Genomic DNA, 25,384 nt, shown 5'->3' on the forward strand with positions numbered 1-25,384 from the left:
AATTTATTCATTTATTCCGGATTTTTTAGAACCATCATCCCAGTCCTTTTGTCGTCTTGAAATGAACCAGTGATCAGTTTTTCTCTCCTCCGGATCTTGCTCCGGCTCGTCATCAATTGCATCCAGATTTTCGCCGGAATAATAAACCTGATGCAAAGCCCGTAAAACATTTACCAATCGTTGTCCCCAATAACTTTCAAAATGGCTGGTCATTTCAACCATGGAATCGTTCATAATTTCTGTAACAGCAGAACGATAGTTCATCAGGAAATCCTTTAAATCCTGGTAAATGTCGGCCATGTTCTCTGAAACGGTTGAGGTCAGAGGAAGGTCACTTCTCTCCATATCGGCAGTAAACACTTCCAGGTAATCATCAAATCGCCCCATCAGGCTTTTTACCTGATAACGAACAGCTTCGTACTCCTCTTCCGAAACAAAGGTTTCGACAAAATCGTCCAACATGGTTTCTGACCGGGGTAACATACTTGCTTTCAGATATAAAAGCGGAAGAATTTTTAATGCAGTATTCACAAACTCCTTTGGAGTTTGTTCTGTTGAACCCTCCAGCCAATTGCAAAACTCACGGCTAACCGTCACAAATTCAATAACATTTGGTGAATACACCGGGTGCTCAAAACTATCTTCCATTTACCTGAAATATCACGAGTAAACCAATCTTATGTTCTTTAATTACACAAAGATATAAAAAAGCTCGTAACTACAACAAACTATCGTTTTCCAATCCATTCCATCACTCCATCCTGATTCTCACTAACAGCCCCCACATCCTCTAACCAGTGAATGACTTTCCACGTTTTATCCTGAGCGAACGAAAGCTTTTCTGTGAGAGATTCCGCTGAGATTGGCTCCGCATTTAAAGTATTATAAATGGCCTCTTCTATTTTAGAAAACTCATCGTCAGTGAGGTTCTGCTTTTTCCTGTCGAGACACACATCACAATGGCCACAGTTGTTGCTGTTTCCCTGTCCGAAATAATGAAGCAGCAATCTGCTTCTACAAATGTGCGTGGTGGTTGCATATTCAAGCACAGCATCCACCCTTTGCCGGTATTCCTTTTGACGCTGTTCATAAATTTCGGGAGCTAAAACAATGTGCCTCAACTCTTCCCTGCGATGTAAAAAAGTAATCAATGGGGTTCTTCGTTGAGGAATGTAATGCAAAACCTTAGCCCTCGAAAGCGTCAACAGAGCCTGATAAACATCGTCACGTGTGACCTTTAACCGCTGAGCTAACAAATCCTCGTCGATGGAAGCATATTCGGTAAACAACCCGGTATAACTCCTGAGCAATACTTTGATGAAGGGATCCAGTTTTGCATTGGCCACCTGATACTTATACAATTCAAAATCACTCATCTGCATCATCACTTTCGACGGAATATCGGAATCTTCGGTATAATACAGATAACCGGCGCGTTGCAGAATTTTCAGACTGTTAAACACCGAGAGTATATTAAACCCGAAAGCTGTGCAAAATTTACCAATGTTAAAATCAAGAACCAATCCTTCACCATGCCCAACGGCCACCTGGAAAAAATTACACAACGAATCGTAAACCTTATGAATTACTTCCTTTTCGGGGAAAGATGTCGTTACGCTTTTGTTCAGTTGCATTTTATCGGCAGGTGAAAAAAGCATGACTGCGTATGCTTTTTTCTCATCACGACCGGCACGACCCGCTTCCTGAAAGTAAGCCTCCAGAGAGTCGGGTGCATCCATATGCACCACGATGCGAACATCAGGTTTGTCAATGCCCATACCAAAGGCATTGGTGGAAACTATTACCCGGCATGCCCCACTCTTCCATTGCTGCTGACGAAAATCCTTCACTTTTTGTGTCAAACCGGCATGGAAATAATCTGCACTTATTCCATTCTTTTGAAGATGCTCTGCATATTCCCGTGTTTTCTTTCGGTTTCGGACATACACCACAGCCGTTCCCTGCACCGAAGAAAGTATTTTAACCAATTGCCCCTCTTTGTCCTCACATTTCCTTACCACGTAAGCAAGGTTTGTCCGCTCAAAACTTTTTTGAAAAACGTTTTTTTTCTCAAATCGGAGTTGCTCCTGAATATCGTCCACAACCCGCGGAGTAGCTGTGGCAGTAAGAGCCAGCACAGGCACGTTAGGCAAATGTTCCCTTACATCTGCAATTTTTAGATAACCGGGTCTAAAATCATACCCCCATTGAGAAATACAGTGTGCTTCATCTATGGCCAGTAAGTTTACCTTCAGATGTTGCAGTTTTTCAAGAAAAACCGGGGTAGATAACCTTTCCGGGGAGAGATACAGAAACTTTACGCCCCCGTAAATACAATTATCATACGCAATCTGAATCTCCATTCCGGTTAATCCGGAATGGACTGCGTAAGCTTTGATGCCTTTCTTTTTAAGGTTTTCCACCTGATCTTTCATCAAAGCAATGAGAGGCGTAACCACCAAACAAATACCGGGCTTAGCCATGGCCGGAACCTGAAATGTAATGGATTTCCCGCCCCCAGTTGGAAGAAGTCCCAAAGTATCTTTTCCTTCTCCTACCGATTTGATAATATCCTCCTGCATGGGACGAAAATCATCGTACCCCCAGTATTTCTTTAATATTTCACGGTAGTTTGTCATTATTAAAAATGAACGCAGAGACGCTAAGACGCAAAGTTAGATTATGAATAAAGATTCTGATTCTTTATAATCCGGCATAAAAAAGCCATTAAGAAAATAAAGCAAAGACAAAGATATAAGAAATAACTCCTCACACGGTATGTCTTTTAAATGCTTTACACTCTTAATGGCTAAAGGGTTAATGTTAATGAACCATTTAACAATAAACAAAGCTATATTAGTTCAAAAACTCTACCTCCTTCACTTTTACGGTTAGAGCAGAACGTATGTCACCATCCTTGCTCTGGTACCCTTCGCTTTCGGGTACGCCTTCAATCAAAACCTTTTTACCTTTCTTCAGGTAGTCGGCAATTTTTGAGCTCTGGTCACGCCACATAACAGCTTTGACCCACTCTGTTTTCTCAACCCGCTTGCCGTCCTTGTCCTTATAATCCATTGAAACTGCAACACTGAAATTGATTACTTTGCTACCACCAACCTCTTTTACTTCGGCATCATTGCCCAAAGCACCTGACAAAATAAGTTTTAACATAACTTGAATTTTGGGTTAATACATTAAGATAATATCGGGATTAAAAATATCAATAAGAATTATTAATGTCAAGACAAAAATTACCATCCTATGCCGTACTCAAAACATATTACGTTTTGAGTGCGGCATTATGAGGGAGAAATTAAAAATCGATTTTATTAAACCATCAATCCCATTCAGGGAATTGAGTAGTGTTGAGATCTAATTTTGTGATCAGTCTCATATCTTCATCGCTGAGTTCAAAATCGAAAATATTCAGATTTTCAACCATGTGCGCTTTCTGAGAGGTTCTGGGAATGGTTACAATTCCCCGCTGATAATGCCATCTTAAGCTTACCTGCGCATTGGTTTTGTTGTATTTCTTTCCAATTTCGGCCAGAACATCGTTATAAAAAAGCTCATTGCGCCCCTGTGCAAAAGGCGACCAGGCTTCCATTTGTATGTTGTTTTTTTTCAGGAATTCGAGAGATTCAGGCTGATGAAAAAATGCGTGCGCCTCTATTTGATTGACCGTTGGCATAATCTCGCCTGATTCCATCAAGTCTCTTAATTGATGAGGCTCAAAATTGCTGACTCCAATGGCTCTGATTTTGCCTTCCTTGTAAAGCTCCTCCATCGCCTTCCAGGATCCCTTAACATCCCCTCTGGGGCGATGTATCAGGTATAAATCCAAATAATCCAAGCCCAACTTATTCAATGATGTATCGAAAGCTTTTTTTGTTTTTTCATAACCGGAATCATCAACCCAAACTTTTGAAGTAACAAATAACTTCTCACGATCTATTCCACTGCGCCTGATACCTGCACCCACGGCATCCTCATTGTTGTATATAGTAGCTGTGTCAATAAGTCTGTACCCCACAGATATTGCTTCAGCAACGCACTTTTCACCTTCAGAGCCACCCAGATAAAGAGTTCCAAAACCGAGAACCGGCATCTTTAATCCATTGTTCAGAACGACACTATTTACCGGCGTTAATGCGGGTATTTTAGCACTCCCAAATAATTTCGAAGCCCCCAAAGTGGCAAATAATGCCCCAGCGGCAACCTTGGCACCGGTTTGCATAAACTGACGCCGGTTTATCCTGTCAAATTTATCCATTTCTCGTTTCATGAGTCTGGTTTTTTTTATAATTTGGTTAACTCTCTAACAAATATAACAATTTTGGGTTTTAACTGTCCGCAAAACGAAGTTTCTCATATTGAAAAATTTTACGCAACCAAATGATGACTCAATCATCTATCAAAAAATAAGTGATAACATCATGCAACGATTTTCAATTGCTCTTATAGCAGCTGCTCAAATGTTTATAGGTTGTGATAAAAACGACTTAGAAAATGATTTATATATTGAATGTGGAACTCGCTATTATTACTATGGAACTGAGAAAGTCTTTCTCACAGAAATATCTAATATGGGGTCTATTTCATTCTACGATATACTTTCACCAGAGATAATCAATGAAATATTAGAAAATCACCCAGAGGTTGAAATTCTTTCATCTCCATATAACAGTAGGCATTATACAATATCCATTGATTCGAAAAATTGTTTTGAAACCGATGAGATTTTTAACTCTATCAAGAAGGATTCTAGAGTTAGTAATTGCAATAAATTCCTCATGACGAAGGAAAGCTTCACATTTGGGATTACAGATGTTTTTATCTGCAAACTAAAGAGCAATACAACACACGATCAATTGATGGAATTAATAAAAAAAAATGAGGTGGAAATATTAAAGCAAGATACTGAAATTCATCACTATATCATTCGAGCAGATAAAAAATCGAATGGTGATGCGTTAGAAATGGCAAATACCTTTTTTGAGAGTGGACTTTTCGAATATTCAGAAGCCAATCTTTTTGGTCTCTTTAGGACTTTCTAATAAACTCCTAAATACAAAAACATATTCGGATAGCTCATAGCTATTCCTCGAGGATATTTATAAGCATATACCAATGGTTTCGTCTGAATTCTCGATATTTGTTGCACACCTTCTATACCAATCGTGGGTTTTGAACATGAAATAGTTTCAGCATTTCGAATTTTCGCAACTTTGAATCGAAGCTTAGCCAACGCCAAATTTGGAACTTAAGCAATTCCACAATTTTGCTTAGTGGAAAATATAACAAGAAAGGTATTATTCACCTGACTATGTTTATAAAAAAAACAACTAGTACCGGTCGGATTTAGTCAAAAGTCCGATAAGCCTGTTCAAAGTCTCTTTTAATTCCATGAGTTTATTCAAATCAATGCTTTCATCATTGATTTTCTCTACCAGTTGAAGAGGTATTAGCGCAGCTTTTTCACGCATTATTTTGCCTTTATCGGAAAGGCTTATCAGAACCTTCCGCTCGTCGCAAGTGGAACGAACCCTTTTGATCAACCCCATTCCCTCCATTCTTTTTAATAGAGGTGTAACGGTATTGGTGTTGAGAATCAGTTTTCCGGAAATTTCGTTTACAGTAATTCCATCTGTTTCCCACAAAACCATTAAAACCAGATATTGGGGATATGTAATCCCCAATTTATACAGAAACGGCTGATATTCCCTGATGATAAGACGTGACGCGGCATAAACAGGGAAGCAAAGTTGGTTCTCGAGTTTGAGTTGATCGTATTCCAGCATAATTATTTTAGAATTTCTGACAGATATTTGTTAATCTTTTCAGGCTTGGTAAAAGGTGAAAACCGTTTCACCGGTTTTCCGTTTTTATCAACCAAAAATTTAGTAAAATTCCATTTGATTTTACTTCCAAAAACTCCTCCTAACTTCATTTTCAAAAAACGATACAATGGATGAGCATTGTCGCCATTTACCTCAACTTTTGAAAACATTGGAAAAGTAACTCCATAATTCAGTATACACCCCTCAGATATGGATTTTTCATCACCGGGCTCCTGATTTCCAAATTGATTACAAGGAAAACCCAAAATCACCAATCCTTTATCCTTGTATTTTTGATAGAGGTTCTCCAATCCCTCAAATTGTGGCGTAAGACCGCAATTACTGGCTGTATTCACAACCAAAACAGTTTTTCCTTTATACTCATCCATACTGATTTCCTTACCTTGTAAGGAAAGAACATTAAAATTATAAAATAATGATTCCATGTCCATATTATATCGTTCACGTTTATATCGTTCTCGATACAAATATATAAAAAATATATCGCATGCGATATATTTTTTATTAAATCTTTAGTCGATCAAAATATCGGTTGACTTATGTCACTCATTTTCTTCATATTAATACGTAAAACTGCTACCACCAAGAAATTCTCTTAAAATGGATGTTGGTGGAATTCCGTTTGGCTGCATGGGTTTAAAATAACTGAAAAACTTAAGTAACCGCGTAGCTTCAGAATATTCCGGCTGATTAGGCTGTACCTCAAGTAATATAGGCTCAGCAAAAGGCTTAAGCACGGCAAACTCATACAATAGTGCCGTGTTAAACATCACATCGGCCTCTTCCTGGTATGGAAAAATATGCTTTTCCTCGCCGCGGCGGACGCTTGCCCATCTTGAAATGGTATCCTGTGCTGAATATTTCCGGTATTTGTAATCGCGGACGATTCGTCGGATTAAACGATTGTCAGTTGTTGGAATCCTGGTGTGGTCATCAATATTAATGCCAGTTAGAGCTGAAACATAAACCTTATATTTTGCTTCATCGGCAACAGAAGGTGTCAGTGCAGGATTCAGCCCATGAATTCCTTCTATGATCAGAATATTTTCACTGCCCATTTTCAATTTTTCACCGTTATAAAACCGTTCACCGGTCTCAAAAGAAAAGCGGGGAATCTCAACCTCCTTACCATCTAAAAGAGCAACCAAGTGCTCATTGAACAATTTCAAATCGATGGCCTCCAAAGCTTCAAAATCAAAGTCTCCATTTTCATCAAGAGGAGTATTATCCCGATTAACGAAATAATTATCCAGTGAAAGATTTAAAGGTTTAATTCCGGCAACAAGCAGCTGTACTGCCAAACGCTTTCCGAATGTGGTTTTACCACTTGAGGAGGGGCCACTGATCAAAACTATTTTAATCTTATTTTTTCGTGCTGCAATGCGATCGGCAATTTGGGAGATTTTCTTTTCATGAAGCGCCTCTGTCACTTTTATAAGAGTTTCAGATTTTCCATTGCCGGCAGCCTTATTCAGATCACTAATTTTAGTAACATTCAAAATTTTGTTCCATTGGCTAAACTCCCGGAAAATCTCAAACAGTTTATTTTGAATTATTAAATCCTCAACAGTATCGGGTTTCGAGGCCTTAGGTAAGCGAAGCAACATCCCGTTGTAGTATTTGTTCAGGTCGAATACGGGTAAATACCCTGTTGATGGAACCATAAAACCGTAAAAAACACCAATGTGCTTCCCCATCTTATAGTATGAAGTATAGTTTTGACCACGATGCTTAATGAGGTCAATTTTATCGCATAGACTGTGCGCATCAAAGAGCTTGATAACCTCATCAGTCTCCTCCTTATACTTTTCAATCGGGATGTCTTTGGCCACAATTTCCCGCATTTTTTCAGCCAAATCAATGGTCATTTGGACAGTCAATTCACGCTCCAAATTATCAAGTTCACAATAAAACCCTTTACTCACCGAATGCTCGATACGCAACCTTGCTCCCGGGAGCATTTCCTGAACTGCGGCATAAAGTACAAAAGAGAGACTTCGGATATACATCCTCATCCCATCCACATGAGTCACATCTATAAAACGAACTGTTTTGGGTTGAAAAAACTCATAACCTGCATTACGCAGACGGTTGTTTACCATCGCACCCAAAATGGGATTTGATAAATTCACATCAAGCTTTTCAGCAGCTTCAAGCAAAGTGGTGCCTCTTGGCACCACGATTACCTTATCATTATTTAAACACTTAATCTTTATCTCTTTTTTATTCATAGTCTGTATCGCTTTATTTGATATTGATCAATCAGATCATTTATAAACTTCTTCAAAAAAAATGCTATATAAGTTTCTTAAGATAATCCTGATAAAAATTATTGGCAGCCATGTAATGAGGACGTAGTATCTGCTCGGCACCGCATACACTCAGCAATTTATAACTTTCGTCACTGGCAGCAGTTAAATAAACTCTCCCTTCGAATTTTTCATGCCTTAATGATTTCATCAGTTGAACTGAATGTTGATAATCGGCTACCGAACTAACAATAATACGTGCTTGTTTATGTGGAATCTGTTGCAGCAAATCAGGGTCTTCCATATCCCCATAGATGATATCACGACCTCTTTTCTGCTCCCTTTTTACCACCTCGGGATCAAAATCGACAACCAGATAATTAAACTCCGGGTGTTCATCAAGATTCTCCGCAAGTTTCTTACCAAAACGCCCCAACCCGATAAGAATTAAATCGTATTTCTTTTGCATTGAAGAAATCTCTTCATTTTCCCGAAACGGATTACTTCTCTCAAAGATGCTTAATATGGGTGAAATAAAACCATATATTTGATGGGAATATAATATTAAATAGGTTGATAAACCTATGGTTATCAACCCTACCAAAGTAATTAGTCCAACAATTTCTTCGGTAATATGTCCCACATATAGCCCCAATCCGGCGAAAATCAGCGAAAATTCGCTGATTTGAGCCACTGTCAATCCGGCCAAAAAGGATGTACGTTTGCGGTACCCCATAATCCCCATAATAATAAGAACAATGATGGGATTGCCTACCAATACAAACACTGAAAAAATCAGAGCCGGAGAAATCTGGCTGCTGATGACCGACATATCCAGTTCCAAACCCAATAGGACAAAAAAGAATAGCAGCAGAAAGTCCCGAAGACTTACCAGCCGACTGCTGATAACATCCTTAAACGGTGACGAAGCCAAACTCACGCCTGCCAAAAAAGCTCCAACCTCTCCGCTGAAGCCAATTAACTCACCTGCTGTAGTAAAAGCAACAGCCCACGCAATGGCAAAAAGAGTAAGTAATTCCTGTGATTTGGCAAGAAATGCACTTAACCATGGAATAATCCATTTCATGGCTACAACGGTAACGACCAACAGGCCAATACCGGAAAAAAATGTTCTTATAACATCTTTTGTAAGGGAAGCCTCCTCACTCCTGCCCATTGCCGAAAGTATAATCATAACCAGAATAACGACGATGTCCTGAACAATGAGAAAACCTATGGCTATTTGTCCGTGTAATGAATCAATCTCCTTTTTGTCAGACAGCAGTTTAACAATGATTATTGTACTGGAGAAAGTAAGTGCTACCGCGATATAAAAGCTGTGCAAAGAGGAAAAGCCCAATGCAAGCCCTATGAAATACCCAAAAAGAGAAGTAAATAAAACCTGTCCCATTCCTGTAAGCAAGGCCACTTTACCAACAGATTTTATAATGCGAAGGTCAAGTTTTAGCCCCACGATAAACAGAAGAACTGCAATACCAATTTCCGCCAACAGATTAATATTCTCCTTCGAAGAGACAATGTCAAGAGCGGATGGGCCAACGATTATTCCAAGCGCTATAAACACAACAATTAAAGGCTGTTTAAGTAGCTGGCCTAATGCTCCGAGCAATGCCGCCAAAGCCAATATTATTGCAAACTCATAAAATGGGTTTTCAGAAATCAATGAAATCCAATCCATCCGATAATAATTAGTTTATGTCGTTCATGGGATAGTAACACCTCAAATTACCGATTTGAAGCCAATTCTCCAAAACCAAACCTATCTTTTTTTCTGAAGTTGAAATTCCGGCTCCTGAAGCAGGAACTCTCCCGTATAGCTGTTTTTGATCTTGATAAGTTCTTCCGGAGTTCCGCTAAAAAGGAGTTCCCCGCCCATACTTCCACCTTCCGGGCCAATATCTATGATGTGATCTGCTGCTTTTACCACATCCATGTTGTGTTCAATAACGATAACGGTATTCCCTCTGTCCACCAACTGATTGAGTACATCCAGCAGAACCCTGATGTCCTCAAAATGAAGACCGGTGGTTGGTTCGTCAAGTATGTAAATGGTTTTTCCTGTATCCTTTTTTGCCAGTTCCGATGAGAGCTTAACCCGCTGAGATTCGCCACCGGACAGTGTTGTGGAGGATTGCCCCAGCTTAATGTATCCCAGCCCAACCTTTTGCAGCATCTTAACTTTATTTTGTAAGGATGGGATATTTTCGAAGAACTCCACTGCCTGGTTGATGGTCAAATTCAACACATCGCTGATGGATTTTCCCTTAAAACGAATCTCCAGAGTTTCTCGATTGTAGCGTTTCCCGCTACAATCGGGACACTCCACCATCACATCGGGCAGAAAATTCATCTCAATCACCTGAACCCCTCCACCTTTGCATGTTTCGCATCGTCCCCCTGCCACATTAAACGAAAAACGACCCGGTTTATAAGCTCTTATTTTTGCTTCGGGTAAATCCGCAAATAGTTTTCTGATTTCATCAAAAATCTTTGTATAAGTTGCCGGATTGGATCTTGGCGTTCTGCCAAGCGGCGACTGATCAACATCCACAACTTTATCCACATGCTCAAGCCCTTTAACCGACTGAAAAGTCAAAGGTTCCTTAACGCCATTGTAAACGTGCTTATTAAGAATAGGATAAAGCGTTTCGTTTACCAAAGTGGATTTGCCGCTTCCGGACACCCCCGTCACGCATATAAACTTCCCCAAAGGAAAAGCAACATCAATATTCTTAAGATTATTACCTGTTGCTCCTTTTATGACAACAGATTTCCCATTGCCTTCTCTCCTATTTGAAGGCATCAGGATGCTTTTTCGTCCTGTGAGGAAATCGGCAGTCAGCGATTTGGAATTAAGAATCTGCAATGGCGTTCCCTGTGCCACGACTTCGCCGCCAAAACGTCCGGCTCGCGGCCCCATATCAATCACATGGTCAGCAGCCATCATCATATCCCGGTCGTGCTCCACCACCAAAACGGAGTTTCCGGTATCGCGCAATTGTTTAAGCGAATCTATCAGCCTGTGGTTATCACGTTGATGAAGCCCAATGGATGGTTCATCAAGTATATAAAGAACATTTACCAATTGAGACCCAATTTGCGTGGCCAGACGGATGCGCTGACTCTCTCCACCAGAAAGCGTCATGGCTCCTCTGTCCAGTGCGAGATAATCCAATCCCACATCCACCATAAAACCAAGCCGTGAGCGAATCTCCTTTAAAATTTCTGTTGCAATAAGCTTTTGTTTGGATGATAATCTCTCCTCAAGATTATTGAACCACTCTTTTAATAGTGAGAGATCCATTTGCGAAAGTTCGGCAATATTTTTACCATCAATCCGGAAGTGCAAAGCCTCTTTATTCAATCGCAATCCATTGCATTCAGGACATTTTTTATGAGCAATGTATTGGTTTGCCCAGCGTTTGGCTTTGGCAGAATTATCGTTTGATTGTTGTTCAAGAATGTATTTAATAACCCCGTCGAAACTCAGAAAATAGTTAGAAGTGGTTCCAAGTGGAGTGTTCTTTAGTGTTAGCGGTTCGTTTGTTCCGTAGAGAATGGCTTCCAGGCCATCTTCCGGTATGTTTTCAATGGATGTTTTAAGGGTAAAGTCATATTTTTCGGCTATGGCCTCCAATTGCCAGAATATTAAAGAGTTTCTGTATTTACCCAATGCGTCAATTCCTCCACGATAGATACTCAATTTGGGGTCGGGAATGATTTTCTGCATATCTGCTTCATCCACCATGCCCAATCCTTTACATTTTGAACAGGCTCCTTGCGGGGAATTGAAGGAGAACGAGTGCGGTGCAGGCTCGTTATAAGCGATCCCGGTAACAGGACACATCAATAATCGGCTGAAATAACGGGGCTCCTCCCCGTCTTTCTCTACCACCATCATGGTATTACGACCTTGTTTCATGGCCAGTTTTACCGATTCTTCCAGGCGCTTGCGGTCTTTCGGCTCAACCCTGAGCTTATCCACAACCACTTCTATGAAGTGGTTTTTGTAGCGATCAACCTTCATTCCATGGCGAATCTCTTTGATTTCGCCATCGACTCTAACGTGCAGAAAACCTTTTTTCCGAATCTGCTCAAACAGCTCTTTGTAATGCCCCTTGCGGCCTTTCACCATGGGTGAAAGGATGTAAACATTTTTCCCTTCAAACTTTGATAATATTAAATCAAGAATTTGCTGATCGGTGTATTTCACCATTTTCTCTCCCGATAAATGCGAAAAAGCCTCCCCTGCCCTGGCATACAAAAGCCTAAGGAAATCATAGATTTCCGTTATGGTGCCGACGGTGGAGCGTGGATTTTTACCTGTGGTTTTTTGTTCAATGGAGATTACCGGACTCAAACCGGTAATTTTATCCACATCCGGCCTTTCCATGCCACCAAGAAACTGGCGTGCATAGGCCGAAAAGGTTTCGATGTAGCGACGCTGACCTTCTGCATATATGGTATCAAATGCAAGGGATGATTTACCGCTTCCACTTAAACCGGTAATTACGACCAGTTCGTTGCGTGGAATTGAAACATCTATATTTTTGAGATTGTGCACCCTGGCACCTAATACATCTATTCTATCAGCGTCGGGTACAACTGTTTGAGATACTGCAGATCCGTCCTTTTGCATATTTTGTTCGTCTAAAAAAATCAATCTGCAAAGATAAGGATTTTAAAGCGTTTTTTGTTTTATGTGAAAGTGTTTTATGGAAGAACAAGAATAATAATGATGCCCACACTTATGCCCAAATTCGCGTATTCAAATCTAAATCTTTTACGATGCCTGTTAAGAGATCAAGATAAATGTAATCATGCTCTATAAACTGTCTATCATTTATTGGACTTAGGATTCTTGGTTCAAAAAGATTAACGCCAGAAGGGATTGCCACATAAACATAATTATCTATAAAAGAGAAAGAGACAGGGGTGTTAAGTTTTTTCTTATAGTGCAACATTCTTTCCATAAGTGCGGGAGTAAGCTTATAGCGTGCATCAATTTGATCTTCTCCAATTACCAGAAACTTGTTATTAAACTCAATATTTTCCAGCTTGATATAAGCAGCATTATCCATCGCCTTAAATAAATTTAATCGAGCCTTTCTAAATAATGTTCTTTCACGGCGATTTATCACAACTGTTTTTGTACTAAATTTCTTATTGAACATTACAGCGACAAAAACACCTTTAAAAATTGGACTTTGATCGTTTAAATTATATGCCTTAATTTCTGAAAAACATACATCAATATTGTTCACTTTACAACTAACAAAGTCTTCACCAGAATGCCAATACACATATTTTCTAAAGAGCAGGCTTTTTCGAAGAAGGTTAATATTTACTCTCTGATTTGGAACATACCTTAAATCATCATAAAAGTATTCCAATAATCTCAATACTATCTCATTTTTAAATCTGGGTCGCAATTCCTTTACTGCTGCATCCATGTCTTCAATATAAAGCCTGATAAATAGAACTGGCAATGTTAAAAAGAAGATAAATAAATATATTTCACACAATAACCCAATTATAAAAAGACCAATTGATACAATACTCAAAATTATAAATAACCGATATTTTTTAAATCTTTTTTTTCTTACCTCCTCTAATGAATCCAATACAGGAACAAGCGTCTCGTAAATCTCATCAAAGGTTTTCTTTCTCGGCTGCATATTTTGGGTTATTAAGGTTTTCAGGGATATCGGGAAAATAAGAGGATTAATTATTGCGAATAATCATTGGCATCAGCATCGCTATAAAGGGCGAGCCTGCATCAATAAACATACCTGCACCCAGAGAAAGTTTACTCCTCCAAAACTCCAAAAATAAATGCACCCGGCTTTGGAAGTTTTAGTGTATATTTTTTGCCTGAACTGTTGGTGAGAAAAGTCTCTCTTAACCAGGGGTTTAAATCTTTAAGTTCTTTATATGTGGTATTATGTTCTTTGGCAAAATCGGCAAAATCGGCGATTGCTCCATTCACTTCAAAGTCATAAGTCTCAATGGGATAATATAAATCATCTTCACCCAAATGAAAACCAAACTCGTGTGGTTTTGACAAAATCTCTTTAATGGCAAGAATCCGAAAAACGTAGCGGGCTGTTTCTTCAACCAGTAAAAGATCATAATAACAATCGGCTTTTTGGCGAGTCATTTGTCTGGTGATTCCACGGTTTCCGGCATTGTAAGCTGCTGCCGCCAGTGTCCATGAATCAAATCGCTTATAGGAATCTTTCAAGTACCGTGCAGCAGCAACAGTGCTTTTTTCAAGATGATAACGCTCATCCACTTCCCGGTTTACTTCCAGCCCGTAATCACGGGCTGTGCCGGCCAAAAACTGCCAAATACCCACTGCGCCGGCAGGAGATACAGCACGCTCAAGAAAGCCACTCTCTATTAACGCCAGGTATTTAAAATCATCGGGCACACCTTCCGCTTCGAGTATTGGTTCGATGACCGGGAAATAGCGGTTGGCTCTTTTAATTAATAGCAATGTTTGCGATTGCCAATAGGTATTCACAAGCAACTCCCTGTCGTAACTCTCTCTTACGTAAGAGCGTTCCAAAGGAACGCGCTCTCCTGCAAGATAGAGGGAGTCCGGAATGGGCAAAGCATGAATACTGTAGTTCTGTTTAAAAAGACTCAGTTCAACATCATCTCCAATTGGCATATTAACCGGAGGCGAGGACTGAACAAAAAGATTAAAGACTAAAACTATGGCAATCACTGATGTGGAAACGGATAGAACCTTCAGCACCGGAAACTCAATTCTCTTACTCATACAATAAATAAATCCAATAATTTCTAAACACAATTCTTATCTCTCAATAACTTTAATTGGTACGCCAGGATAACAAGGAGGTTACAAAAAAAGAAGTAATTCGATTTTTGGCTATATCACTATCATTTGCAAACCAACCCAAAGCTACAGGAAAATTAGTAATTTTGCCAAATATTCAGACAAAAGAATTTTAAGTATATTTTTGCCTTTGACAAACTCGGCTCAACAACTTGTAAATAAACATAAATGTCAATTTTGGAACCAGTAAGAATAAATAAATATCTGAGCGAAACAGGCTTTTGTTCCCGACGGAAAGCCGATGAACTTATTGAAGCAGGAAGAATAACCATAAACGGGAAAGTTCCGGAAAAGGGAACCAAAGTTAACCCCGGTGATGAAGTGAGGGTTAATGGCAAACTTATCACCGATTCGGGAAAGAAGCATGTGTATATTGCATTTAATAAACCCATAGGAATTGTCTGCACCACCGATACAAAGCGAGAAAAAAACAACATAGTCGATTTCATTAAGCATCCGCAAAGGATTTTCCCCATCGGACGGCTTGATAAACCCAGCCAGGGCCTAATTCTTTTAACGAGCGATGGCGATATTGTAAACAAAATATTGCGTGCCCGCAATAATCACGAGAAAGAATACGTTGTTACAGTTAATAAGCCCATAACCAGGGAGTTTTTAAGACGAATGAGCGAAGGTGTGCCTATTTTGGATACCATAACACGAAAGTGTTATGTAGAGCAAATTAATTCTCAATCGTTTAAAATCATCCTTACCCAGGGGCTAAACCGGCAAATCAGAAGAATGTGCGAATACTTAGGTTACAATGTAACTGCGCTGAAAAGAGTAAGAATTATGAACATTCAACTGGATTTACCTGTGGGAAAATGGAGAAACCTGACTACAAAGGAGCTGAACGAGCTGAACAGACTCGTTTCAGACTCATCAAAAACTCATGGAAATCGATCATCAGAATAGTTTAAGAGACTGATTAAATTTATATTGAATTGATAAAAAAGATCTCTAGATAATAGATTTTTAGACCGATAGACAAGACAAAATAGAGACCAAGTTGTGTCTAATCATCTTTCTAATCTATTCTATCTGTCTAAATTCAATAGATCTATCATCTATTGAATTCTAAAGAAACAAAATTTAAACAGTTACAAAATCTAATGATAAAAAAAGCAGTCAACTTGCGGAGTCAACCATGATAAAGCGACTACTTATCATGCTAAGAACCAAATATAGATTGAATCATAATCATCACTAAATTATCCAACTATGAAAAAACTTTTCCTATTTTTTCTTGCGGCATTGTTTGTTGCAAGTTGTTCTCATTCGTCGGAAAATCAATTAATACGAAAGAGTAACCAGTTGTTCTACTTTGAAGTTGAAAACCCATCGAAAAGTTCCATTTCCGGAGTGCATGAAATAATCCTCACCCCTGATCAAAAAAGGGTTCTGACGAATTCCACTGGGATGCTTTTCGCAAAAATCAATGACGAACTTAGTCCATTTGAACTATCAGACAATAATGCTGATGGAATAACGAATGTAGCGGTTTTTCAATCAAACATTCCGGCAGGTAGTAGTGTCATTGTTTCGGTTTTTGAAGCGCCAGAAGATGCGATCATCGACTTTGAGAAAAAAACCCAAGCCGAGCTTTGGCATCGAACAACCGGGAATTGGCGTGATGGCAGATACCGTGGTGGTGGCAACTTTTTCAGATTTGATTCTTTAAGAGTTCCCGACGGATTCACCGACCATACCTATTTTATAAAATATGAAGGTCCAGGATGGGAGTCTGACAGGGTTGGATACAGAATGTATCTGGACTGGAGAAATGCCAATGATGTCTTTGGCAAGAAAGTAACAGATATGGTTTTACAGGATGTTGGAGTAGATGGATTTGAATCGTACCATCACATGGATGATTGGGGTATGGATGTTTTGAAAGTAGGAAGATCATTGGGAATAGGTTCCATCGGTTGGTTTGATGGCGAAAAGGCCATACGAGTTGAAACCACCGACAGCGTGATGTGCAAAATTGAAGCCGATGGCTTGATTCGCTCACAGGTTAAATTGTGGTATTATGGATGGGAAACCGGCGACACTAAAAACAATCTGATTTCATTGAAAACCATTGACGCCGATAGCAGAATGACCCGTGAGTTTCTGAAATTTGAAAATCCTCAGGAGAATGTTTGTACCGGATTCATTATTGAAAATGGAATCGACATGTTCGAAGTGAGTAGCGAGAATGGCGAATGGAAGGCCATAGCATCATGGGGACAACAAAGTTTGGCCGGAGATGATATGGGGCTTGCTGTTTTGTACCCTTCAAGCCAGAACGGCAGAGTAACCCGTGATGCATTAAGTCATCTTGTGGTATTTGAAAAACCATTAAAAGAAGTTGAATACTACTTTTTGGCCGCATGGGAACAGGAACCTGATGGAATTACAACCTTACAGGAGTTTAAAGAATATCTGCGAAAGACTCTGGATCAATTAGAAGAGCCATTGATTTATTCACCTATAACCGATATCAAAAACTAAGAGACTAATTAGCTTATATTGAAGATTTAGTAGCTGTTTAAATTTAGTTTCGAAAACATGTTATAGATGCATCCCGATAAAATCGGGATTAGATTCTAGACAGATAGAGTAGTTGATATAGATGATTAGATAGATCTTATTTTCCGTTTATGTCTATCGTTCTGTCCCGATAGAATCGGGATAAAAATCTTTAAAACAGATTATATATAAATATAAACAGTCTCTTAATACGCATCCGAATGAACCTACAAAATTAGATTCTTTCGGATGTTTTTTATTACTGACCGGTATCGTTTAATTTTACTCTTGCAGCACGTACTTTTCTAACTGCAACGACAATAAATGAAATTTTAAACGCTATTCCGGCGATGGTGATAGGCAATGCCATAATACCTTGTGTAAGATTTCCTCTCAATTGAGCCCCTGCTATTATCAATGTAATTCCGGCAAGAATTAATAACATCTCTTTACCAGGCCACAATTTAGCTTCCCGGTACATAAAAAAAAGGTATAATATTTTAATAAGCCCGCCAACAGAGAATAAGACACTTGTTAAAGTAGTATCAAACGCCAACACCCTTAAAACAATTGCAATGCCAATAAAACTCAACCCTACATATAGCAACCAGATACTTTTCATAAAAGAAGAATAACAATATTAATTAAGCGATTTGGAATCCTTGAAAACCCATCACAAAAAAAGACATAATAATCCGAAACCGCAAATATGTTAAAAATGTTTTAAAACATTAAATACTTCACAAAATCAGATTGCAATCTAACAAATGCAATTTTTAAAACAAAGAAACATCCCAGTCACCAAAAACATAACAAACTGATAATAATAGATTATAATCTATTATTATCAGTTTGTTTTAAAATTAACCATCAATATCTCACATCAATAATTGAATATGAATTACTTTATGGTAATCCTCTTTACTACTCGTTGGTCATCCAATTCTATTTCAACAAGATAAACACCGACTGGAAGTGTTGAAACATTCAATAAAATCCCATCACCTGAAAAGGAATTAATTTGAGAAACAACTTTTTCTCCATTTACATTATAAATGGTAACGATGGCAGAACCATGCGCACCCGTCCATGCTATATTCAAAAACTCACTTGCCGGAACAGGATATAATTCCACATTTAGAACTTTTCTATTTTTTATAGACACAGGTGTTCCAATTGGGTCGCAACTTCCGAATAAAACCTCTACAGTTTTATCTGAGTCTGTTACCACTAACAAGCGATCCGTATCCCAGTCAAAGACAGTTCCAGAAAGTGCACATTCTTCAGGTACCGTTTCACGATATACTTCCTCCCAGTTGTTGTTTCGCCAGAACGCATAAGTATAACTTCCTTCTGGCAGTGATACAGTGGTAATGAATATATCCGTTTCTCCTTCCTGATCCAGCTCAACAAAATACCAATCGCCACCACCAGGTGCCGTAAAGTTGCCGGTAACAAACACCCCATTAGATATATCCTGTCCAGTCATATCAACTCTAAATGTTATATCAAATTTTACGACAGGATCTGGAGCTTCTGATCCAACAGGATCGCATCCACCAAACATATATCCGTATGTTTCAGGTTCATCAGGAACAGTAAAACCTCTATGGTTATCCCATTCTCCTGTCCAGCAAGCTTCAGGAACACTCTCACGTGAGTTCCAGTCATTGGCACTTAAAAAATAGTAAGTTTCAAGCACGCCAGGTGTTAGTTCCAGTTCAATAAAATACACATCGGTCTCTCCTTCTCTTGTCATTGGCAGTATGGACCAACCACCATTGTCGGTAAAAGTACCGCTAACAAAAGCTTCAGAAACATCTTGACCAGTCATATCAACCCTTAAAGTAACAGTAGTTGTTGCACTAACAGATAAAGTTAAAAAGGCAATACATAGAGTCGTGAATACTGATTTCCAACTAAATGTGGAGTAAAGATTTTTCATAAGACAATAATTTTAGGTTAAAATAAATTAATATAAAGGGATGTATAAATCAACGCAAAATCACCTTGTGTACCTCGGTGTTAATTCCGTTCGACACATGTACAAAATGTAATCCTGAAGAGTTTATTGCAACATGAACATCAACAATTCCATCATATACTTTTCTTTTATAAAGTTTTGTTCCCAGACTGTTATACACTACTATGTCAAAATATGGATGTAATGATTGCAGGTGAATGTGAATTTCTTTAAAGTTTCCCGAATTGGTTACAATGGCTAATTGATCATTAATCTGATTTAATTCAGCAGCAGATGTTAAACCAAACGTTTCACAACTGCTCCAAACATTTCTGACTATGGTGTCATTTCTACCCACAACGATACCTCGATCACTCCACTTTCCATGACATTCGGCCGGAACAACTTCTCTGTAAGCACTTAGATTATCCCAATTGCTGTTGGTCATGAAATAGTATGCAAGTACATCATCACCCGGGGTTAATTGGGTAGTCCAGGAATAGATTCCATCACCTAAATGAGACATTTCCTCTATGGTCCATTCCGGCTGAGTTATTTCTCCCGTAATAAAAACTCCCCGTGACACATCCTGCCCGCTCATATCAACCATAAAGGTAACAGTAGGATTAATTTTGGTGATTACAGCACAGGAGCCAAAAACAAATTCATAAATAACATTACTATTGCCAACTTGATATTTGCGGTCAATACCTTCCCAATTTGCACAACCTTCAGGAATCGTCTCACGATTACTGATATCATTTCCATCTACAAAGAAATAACCTCCTTCACTCCCCACAGGTAAATAAGCAAATGTCCAGAAAACATTATTTCCCAAACTTTCCATTTTTAGAAGTTCCCCATTGCCCCAGCTTCCCGATAAATAAACGCCTCCTTCGGTATCTCGTTCCTCCATATCTACCTTAAATGTTACTTTACGGGAATTTGATACATTTTCATAAAATTCAGCATTGGTCCATCGACCGCCCCCATTCTCCATGAAATTATTTTCTAAAGGATCGAAAAACACCACATGGTCATGAGAAGAACCAACTCCCCATGGCGTTCTGCAGGGAGTGGATACCCATGCAGGCTCCCAGAAAATGACTCCTATCCCTCCTGAACGTTTAACCTCACGGGTATAATCCACCATGTACTCAAGTTGTTTTAATGGAGTAACAGGAAGGTATTCAGGGTCGGGAGTGTTAATGATGTTACCCAGACTATCAAAATTTTCAGTAGTCCATAAATATCCGGTTTCAACTACCATCACATCGTATTGGGACCATCGATTTCGCATGGACCTGATGGTATTACCAAGATCGGCTATGCTAAATCCATGCCAGGCGTAATAATAAGACAAGCCAATGATATCAAAATCAGTTACGCCGTTATCTATCAGTCGCTGATACCAGTTTATTGAATTTCGGATGTTGGAAAAATGCAGTGCAACCCGGGGATTGACTGAAGCATCAGCACCAACATCTCTCACGGCTCGGATGCCTGCATTAAAGAGCCTGGCATGACGCGACCAATTATCAGAAACCGAACCTGATACCTGAAAATTATCCGACAACGTGGTATGACGTAAAATACCGGCGTTATTTTCATTTCCAATTTTAACAATTTCAGGCATTAAATCATCTTCATCCAAAGCCAACAAAACCTTTGAAACATAATTATAAACCGAATCGGCCAACAAATCAACATTGTTTGCTACACTAAGCCATGCCGACGGGATTAATTGTTGTCCCGGATCGGCCCAAAAATCGGACAAATGAAAATCGAGCATAACCTTCATTCCCTCAGCCTTTGCACGCATAATGGTGAGTTTTACATCCTCAAAATCGCTGTATTGCGATTTTACCCCTTCGGGTTGCGACAACCGGTTTTGCCAATCAGGATTATGCCAAAGACGTACACGAACCAAGTTGGTTCCCTGATCAGCAAAAATCCGGAAAGGGTCTTTGGGTATTCCATCTTCCTTAAAAACAGCACCACAATCCTCCATTTGATTAACATATGAAAGATCATTGCCTCTATAAAATGTTTGTGCTGAAACAAATCCGGAGATTAATAACAATAATGAAATGTATATAAACTGACGCATTTTTTTTGTTTGAATGATTAAAAACAGAGATTACTTATTCATTTTTTACAACTGGCTTCCAGCCATTTACTCCATCCAGATGGATTCAATCCATAAATCCACTTCATCAAGTTTACCTTGACGTATAGAGACCTGAACAGATTCCACCTTTTCCGGTTTGAACTGAAATTGATATTCTGAGGATTGAAAATGTGGCAGATATTCGGGATATGCTCCAGGCGTGACAGCAAATTCTGATTGAATCAAACTGTCCAACGAAATATTATAAATTAACTTTCCTGGGATGATATCCACTTCAACAGAATAAGCAATACCATTGACATCAACCAATCCCACAATAATTGGCTGAGAATCGTTTAATTGGGTATATGCCTTCAATACCAAATTTTTTGAATTTGCAATTCGGGAACTCCTGCCTGACAACAAATCACCGAAGAAGAATTTGAATGAATAATCTTTTCGGCTTCCCTTTTTCAAATTGCGATCCGGTAATTCATCCATTTTCAAATGCAACGCAGCATTTCTATTTCCCAATGGCTTTAGTGAAACTCCCGGGTGCCAGATGCGTAGAGTTTCGCTCCAATCATCTAAGGCAGACCAAACAAGAACAGGCTCTCCATCAGGAATAAATTTAATGGTATACAACGAGTGATCATAAAAGTCCCAATCGCCTGGTTGTCCTTCCAAACCAGCAGGAAAGCTTTTAATTTTCTCATTAAAAGTTAATACGATGTAATAGTTTAATATTCCATGAACCAGATGATTTTTATATATATCAACTTTGTAAATATCTGCTCCCATATAAACAGCCTCAGATCTCGAGCTGCCTCCGTTTCCGTACATAATAACTTCCACTTTTTGTGGGGGTTCAGGAGATATTACCTCGAAATGAATCGATGTTCTAGTTCCTGCGCAAGCCTGAGATACGGTATTGTTTTTTATCATGATCTCAGACAAATCGGCTTCAGGTGCTACAAACTCGTTCATGCGGATATTGCCTAATGTTTGATAGGGAGAAAATTCCAGAACACTGTTTTTATTCTGAAGAATAAAAACGCCGGGAACAATTGCAAATGTCCCTTCTTTTGCTTCGGTATTATAATCATTGCCATCATTTATGGCCGCTATGGTAAAATCTGTTCCCAGGCACGACAAATCCACCTTCATTTCTCGAATGTTATAACTAACAGCCGCCACCTGGTTTTCTAAACTAACCCTACCATAGGGATCATCAATCCAATGCGCATCAGGCATCACTTCTAATCTCCATGAGTCTTTACCAATTCTGTCAAGAAAATAGGCACCTTTACCATCATAATTAATCAAAGGAGAATTACCGTATCCGGCAATTTTTTTTAGGAGAGCAGGATTATCAGGTGTTGAAGTTGTATTATTTGAATAAAGAAAAGTCTCATTGGTAACCCACTCCACCAAATCGTTTTCATAATCAATTCTGAAATCTTCAAAATGGTTATTATTAGGATAGCCACCGTAATTGGAATATCTTGGAACTTCGTGAAATACGGCTGAAGCAATTTTCAGGCTTAAAGCTTTTTGAGGCGCATAAGGCAATGACATATAGTGAGTACCGTAGTTGGTATTATAAGGAGCCAAAAACATGGCATCATAATCGAAATGTGTGGCTAACTGGATGCCAGCCTCACGAAAACTGCGAGCCATTGCAGGATACATGTAATTCCCTCCAACATCGGCAGGATCAAACTCATAAACGATTTTTGCCATTTTTTTAAACAGAGGATGATCTGCAAATGGAATATAATACTCTCCAACATGCGGCAGAAAATTGCCGTTAATTTGGCGATTTGCGACAAGACCAGCCGGATACCATTGAAAAGTGCCTCCCTGAACGTCGGCATTCAAATAGGCATCCACAAGATGAATGCTATGACTCATGTTGTAGAAAATAGGTGTTTGGGTTCCTGTTTTTCGCATAGAACCAACCAATCGGTTTATATAATTGATAACCTCATCTACCGTTCCATCGTGGTGCGGTTCATTGCTAACTTCAAAAGCTATAATGTCAGGATCGTCTTTATAAGCTAATCCTGTGTAGGGGTTTATGTGATTTAAAAACTGATACAAATAGTTTTCTTGTGCTTTTATTGCGTCCGGGTGAGTTAAACATCCCTCCTTCCCATATTTTGTGGCAAAGCCTGGGGTATCAAAATCGGGTTCTGGCCACCCATTACCCCAAAAAGCGATGGGCGTAATGACGAATTTCATTCCCCGCTTTTTCATTTCGGAAACTGCAAAATCAAATAATCTAAGATGCTCATTTTGCAATAGATTTCCTTCCACATCAGAAATTTCAACATCCCAAATATGTACTCTGTATAAATCCAATCCAAGTCGGGCAAAATGGTAAACATCTTGTTTAATGGCCTCTTCGTGTGTAATCCCTAATCTATTTGCCATGCGGTAGGCGTGAGCAAAGGGAAGTGAGTAATTCACTCCAAATCCCGTGATTTCACTGTCATCGGCACTCCATCTTAAAACACCCTCGTCGTCAACATAGGAACGATTAATATTTGCCTCATTTCCCACCAAACAAAATGTTGTAAGTAAACCTATAATAGCTAAAATAATTCTTCGCATTGTAAATGAATAAACTGTTTATAATAAATCTCACTCCAAATTTTGGAGAAGCAGAATTTAAGCAGTTGGCAGCAATGCTGCCAACTGCCCTCCAAATGGAGGTATCACCACACACATAAAAATCAAAAATCTAATTCTTTACAATTGAATAAACATAAGGTGCTCCGCTTAAATCCATGATAATGGTGTAGTTCCCATCTTCAGTGATCTGAATGTTATTGTCGTCACGTCCGGGATCGAGAACACCGTTTAAATCATCATCACCAAAGACCAAAGACCAATCTTCGTTTGCAATAAATTTAAATCCACCTGCTGTCATATCAATTGTTGCAGACCAAACCTTGTCATCGGTATCATAAACCAAAGGCGTAAAAGACCAACCATTAAAATCTCCTGTAATTGCCCATTCTGTTTTCAAAATAGAGATGGTATTGTTTACAAGATTGGCTCTGATTCGGTAATAACCCGGTCCTTCGGTGGCATAAATATTACTTCCACCCCAATTACCAACTTGCAAAGTTCCCGAGGTACCGCTATCATCAGGATCACCAATTACAAGATCTTCAATCCAATCAGGTTCATATGACATTTTAAAACCAATCCAATTATCTCCATTGTCCATATATATGAAGCCTTCATATATTTCGTCACTACGCATGGAGTAGAGCTGATCGTTAAAACTCCAACCATTATGATCACCCGCGAGATAAATCGTGGGATATTCAATTACAACCTCCAAAGGAGTTACGGTTGAAGTTACAATATTTGAGATTGTTGACACATCAGGATTTATGGATGCATGTAACTGAAACTCTATACTGGCAGGATTTCCAGGCTCTATGCCGATTGAAAGCAAATTCTGGTTCATACGAGAGTTTAAAACAGAAATACTTAAGGATTTTGTCCTGCCCAATGAAATTGGGTTTTGAAAATTATTTCCTGCCAAATCCATCCTTAATGCATATTCGGCATCGGGCAAGCCATCGCCGAAACTAGCGGCTGTCCAGCTAAATACGGTAAAATTCTGGTCAAGTGCATCTTCCTCAATTACGACATCAGAAATACTTTCACTGCTTGAAAGAACAGGTTGGACTGTTTCGGCAAGCTGAAAATACTCACGATCGTAACATGATGTTAACACAAAGGTTAACAATGCTATAGATAATACTTTATACTTCATGAGCT

General features: G+C 39.0%; 19 protein-coding genes. 3 read left to right on the forward strand and 16 right to left on the reverse strand.

Going from position 1 to position 25,384, the window contains the following annotated elements; genetic code table 11:
* Window positions 1-3 precede the first annotated feature (3 nt).
* From B5X70_RS11875 to B5X70_RS11890, 4 genes are all read right to left on the reverse strand, one after another.
* Window positions 4-648, reverse strand: a complete 645-nt coding sequence (locus B5X70_RS11875; RefSeq protein WP_079558123.1) for a DUF5063 domain-containing protein — start codon at window positions 646-648, stop codon at window positions 4-6.
* Between the two features lie 80 nt (window positions 649-728).
* Window positions 729-2,639, reverse strand: coding sequence for a RecQ family ATP-dependent DNA helicase (locus tag B5X70_RS11880; protein WP_079558124.1), 1,911 nt, complete (start codon window positions 2,637-2,639; stop codon window positions 729-731).
* 217 nt (window positions 2,640-2,856) lie between these two features.
* Complete coding sequence (locus B5X70_RS11885; RefSeq protein ID WP_079558125.1) at window positions 2,857-3,171, reverse strand: single-stranded DNA-binding protein; 315 nt, start codon at window positions 3,169-3,171, stop codon at window positions 2,857-2,859.
* Window positions 3,172-3,337: 166 nt separating this feature from the next.
* The gene (locus B5X70_RS11890) at window positions 3,338-4,285 is read right to left on the reverse strand and encodes an aldo/keto reductase (RefSeq protein WP_079558126.1); all 948 of its coding nucleotides are present in this window, start codon (window positions 4,283-4,285) and stop codon (window positions 3,338-3,340) included.
* 88 nt (window positions 4,286-4,373) lie between these two features.
* Between B5X70_RS11890 and B5X70_RS11895 the strand changes: the two genes are divergently transcribed.
* Complete coding sequence (locus B5X70_RS11895; protein WP_234995081.1) at window positions 4,374-5,057, forward strand: hypothetical protein; 684 nt, start codon at window positions 4,374-4,376, stop codon at window positions 5,055-5,057.
* Between the two features lie 288 nt (window positions 5,058-5,345).
* Here the strand turns inward: B5X70_RS11895 and B5X70_RS11900 are convergent, their stop codons facing one another.
* The 7 genes from B5X70_RS11900 to B5X70_RS11930 all read right to left on the reverse strand — a co-directional run bounded on the left by B5X70_RS11900 (window position 5,346) and on the right by B5X70_RS11930 (window position 14,918).
* Window positions 5,346-5,801 carry a MarR family winged helix-turn-helix transcriptional regulator gene (locus tag B5X70_RS11900; protein ID WP_079558128.1) on the reverse strand — a complete coding sequence of 152 codons (456 nt, stop codon included), beginning with the start codon at window positions 5,799-5,801 and terminating at the stop codon, window positions 5,346-5,348.
* Window positions 5,802-5,803: 2 nt separating this feature from the next.
* A complete protein-coding gene (locus B5X70_RS11905) occupies window positions 5,804-6,286 on the reverse strand; it encodes a glutathione peroxidase (RefSeq protein WP_079558163.1) in 483 nt (160 codons plus the stop codon).
* A 135-nt stretch (window positions 6,287-6,421) separates the two neighbouring features.
* Window positions 6,422-8,092 carry a nucleoside kinase gene (locus B5X70_RS11910; RefSeq protein ID WP_079558129.1) on the reverse strand — a complete coding sequence of 557 codons (1,671 nt, stop codon included), beginning with the start codon at window positions 8,090-8,092 and terminating at the stop codon, window positions 6,422-6,424.
* 64 nt (window positions 8,093-8,156) lie between these two features.
* Entirely contained in the window at window positions 8,157-9,809 is a 1,653-nt protein-coding gene (locus B5X70_RS11915) for a cation:proton antiporter (protein WP_079558130.1), read from the reverse strand.
* A gap of 81 nt (window positions 9,810-9,890) precedes the next feature.
* Complete coding sequence (uvrA, locus tag B5X70_RS11920) at window positions 9,891-12,770, reverse strand: excinuclease ABC subunit UvrA (protein WP_079558131.1); 2,880 nt, start codon at window positions 12,768-12,770, stop codon at window positions 9,891-9,893.
* 109 nt (window positions 12,771-12,879) lie between these two features.
* Window positions 12,880-13,809: a DUF3137 domain-containing protein gene (locus B5X70_RS11925; protein ID WP_079558132.1), complete on the reverse strand. Its 930-nt coding sequence runs from the start codon at window positions 13,807-13,809 to the stop codon at window positions 12,880-12,882.
* A gap of 131 nt (window positions 13,810-13,940) precedes the next feature.
* Window positions 13,941-14,918, reverse strand: a complete 978-nt coding sequence (locus B5X70_RS11930) for a lytic transglycosylase domain-containing protein (protein ID WP_079558133.1) — start codon at window positions 14,916-14,918, stop codon at window positions 13,941-13,943.
* A gap of 246 nt (window positions 14,919-15,164) precedes the next feature.
* Here B5X70_RS11930 and rluF point away from each other — a divergent pair, with 246 nt between their 5' ends.
* Complete coding sequence (gene rluF / locus B5X70_RS11935) at window positions 15,165-15,911, forward strand: 23S rRNA pseudouridine(2604) synthase RluF (protein WP_198314202.1); 747 nt, start codon at window positions 15,165-15,167, stop codon at window positions 15,909-15,911.
* A gap of 306 nt (window positions 15,912-16,217) precedes the next feature.
* Window positions 16,218-17,492 (forward strand): DUF4861 family protein, encoded by a 1,275-nt coding sequence (locus B5X70_RS11940; RefSeq protein ID WP_079558134.1) that lies wholly within the window; start codon window positions 16,218-16,220, stop codon window positions 17,490-17,492.
* 277 nt (window positions 17,493-17,769) lie between these two features.
* On the opposite strand, the gene B5X70_RS11945 is transcribed toward B5X70_RS11940, so the two are convergent.
* The 5 genes from B5X70_RS11945 to B5X70_RS11965 form a co-directional block, all read right to left on the reverse strand.
* The gene (locus B5X70_RS11945; RefSeq protein WP_079558135.1) at window positions 17,770-18,132 is read right to left on the reverse strand and encodes a hypothetical protein; all 363 of its coding nucleotides are present in this window, start codon (window positions 18,130-18,132) and stop codon (window positions 17,770-17,772) included.
* A gap of 279 nt (window positions 18,133-18,411) precedes the next feature.
* Window positions 18,412-19,455 carry a T9SS type A sorting domain-containing protein gene (locus B5X70_RS11950; protein WP_079558136.1) on the reverse strand — a complete coding sequence of 348 codons (1,044 nt, stop codon included), beginning with the start codon at window positions 19,453-19,455 and terminating at the stop codon, window positions 18,412-18,414.
* A 49-nt stretch (window positions 19,456-19,504) separates the two neighbouring features.
* The gene (locus B5X70_RS11955; protein ID WP_079558137.1) at window positions 19,505-21,583 is read right to left on the reverse strand and encodes a glycoside hydrolase family 53 protein; all 2,079 of its coding nucleotides are present in this window, start codon (window positions 21,581-21,583) and stop codon (window positions 19,505-19,507) included.
* Between the two features lie 66 nt (window positions 21,584-21,649).
* On the reverse strand, window positions 21,650-24,199 hold the full coding sequence (locus tag B5X70_RS11960; protein WP_079558138.1) for a glycoside hydrolase 5 family protein: 2,550 nt from the start codon (window positions 24,197-24,199) through the stop codon (window positions 21,650-21,652).
* A gap of 130 nt (window positions 24,200-24,329) precedes the next feature.
* Entirely contained in the window at window positions 24,330-25,379 is a 1,050-nt protein-coding gene (locus B5X70_RS11965) for a SusE domain-containing protein (RefSeq protein ID WP_079558139.1), read from the reverse strand.
* Window positions 25,380-25,384 lie beyond the last annotated feature (5 nt).

Origin of the sequence: Alkalitalea saponilacus, from assembly GCF_900168165.1 — a bacterium.
Classification (GTDB): Bacteria; Bacteroidota; Bacteroidia; order Bacteroidales; family Marinilabiliaceae; genus Natronoflexus; species Natronoflexus saponilacus.

Coding starts and splice junctions, on each gene's coding strand:
- B5X70_RS11875 (WP_079558123.1), bottom strand. CDS start 648: ATGGAAGATAGTTTTGAGCACCCGGTGTATTCACCAAATGTTATTGAA.
- B5X70_RS11880 (WP_079558124.1), bottom strand. CDS start 2,639: ATGACAAACTACCGTGAAATATTAAAGAAATACTGGGGGTACGATGAT.
- B5X70_RS11885 (WP_079558125.1), bottom strand. CDS start 3,171: ATGTTAAAACTTATTTTGTCAGGTGCTTTGGGCAATGATGCCGAAGTA.
- B5X70_RS11890 (WP_079558126.1), bottom strand. CDS start 4,285: ATGAAACGAGAAATGGATAAATTTGACAGGATAAACCGGCGTCAGTTT.
- B5X70_RS11900 (WP_079558128.1), bottom strand. CDS start 5,801: ATGCTGGAATACGATCAACTCAAACTCGAGAACCAACTTTGCTTCCCT.
- B5X70_RS11905 (WP_079558163.1), bottom strand. CDS start 6,286: ATGGAATCATTATTTTATAATTTTAATGTTCTTTCCTTACAAGGTAAG.
- B5X70_RS11910 (WP_079558129.1), bottom strand. CDS start 8,092: ATGAATAAAAAAGAGATAAAGATTAAGTGTTTAAATAATGATAAGGTA.
- B5X70_RS11915 (WP_079558130.1), bottom strand. CDS start 9,809: ATGGATTGGATTTCATTGATTTCTGAAAACCCATTTTATGAGTTTGCA.
- uvrA (WP_079558131.1), bottom strand. CDS start 12,770: ATGCAAAAGGACGGATCTGCAGTATCTCAAACAGTTGTACCCGACGCT.
- B5X70_RS11925 (WP_079558132.1), bottom strand. CDS start 13,809: ATGCAGCCGAGAAAGAAAACCTTTGATGAGATTTACGAGACGCTTGTT.
- B5X70_RS11930 (WP_079558133.1), bottom strand. CDS start 14,918: ATGAGTAAGAGAATTGAGTTTCCGGTGCTGAAGGTTCTATCCGTTTCC.
- rluF (WP_198314202.1), top strand. CDS start 15,165: ATGTCAATTTTGGAACCAGTAAGAATAAATAAATATCTGAGCGAAACA.
- B5X70_RS11940 (WP_079558134.1), top strand. CDS start 16,218: ATGAAAAAACTTTTCCTATTTTTTCTTGCGGCATTGTTTGTTGCAAGT.
- B5X70_RS11945 (WP_079558135.1), bottom strand. CDS start 18,132: ATGAAAAGTATCTGGTTGCTATATGTAGGGTTGAGTTTTATTGGCATT.
- B5X70_RS11950 (WP_079558136.1), bottom strand. CDS start 19,455: ATGAAAAATCTTTACTCCACATTTAGTTGGAAATCAGTATTCACGACT.
- B5X70_RS11955 (WP_079558137.1), bottom strand. CDS start 21,583: ATGCGTCAGTTTATATACATTTCATTATTGTTATTAATCTCCGGATTT.
- B5X70_RS11960 (WP_079558138.1), bottom strand. CDS start 24,199: ATGCGAAGAATTATTTTAGCTATTATAGGTTTACTTACAACATTTTGT.
- B5X70_RS11965 (WP_079558139.1), bottom strand. CDS start 25,379: ATGAAGTATAAAGTATTATCTATAGCATTGTTAACCTTTGTGTTAACA.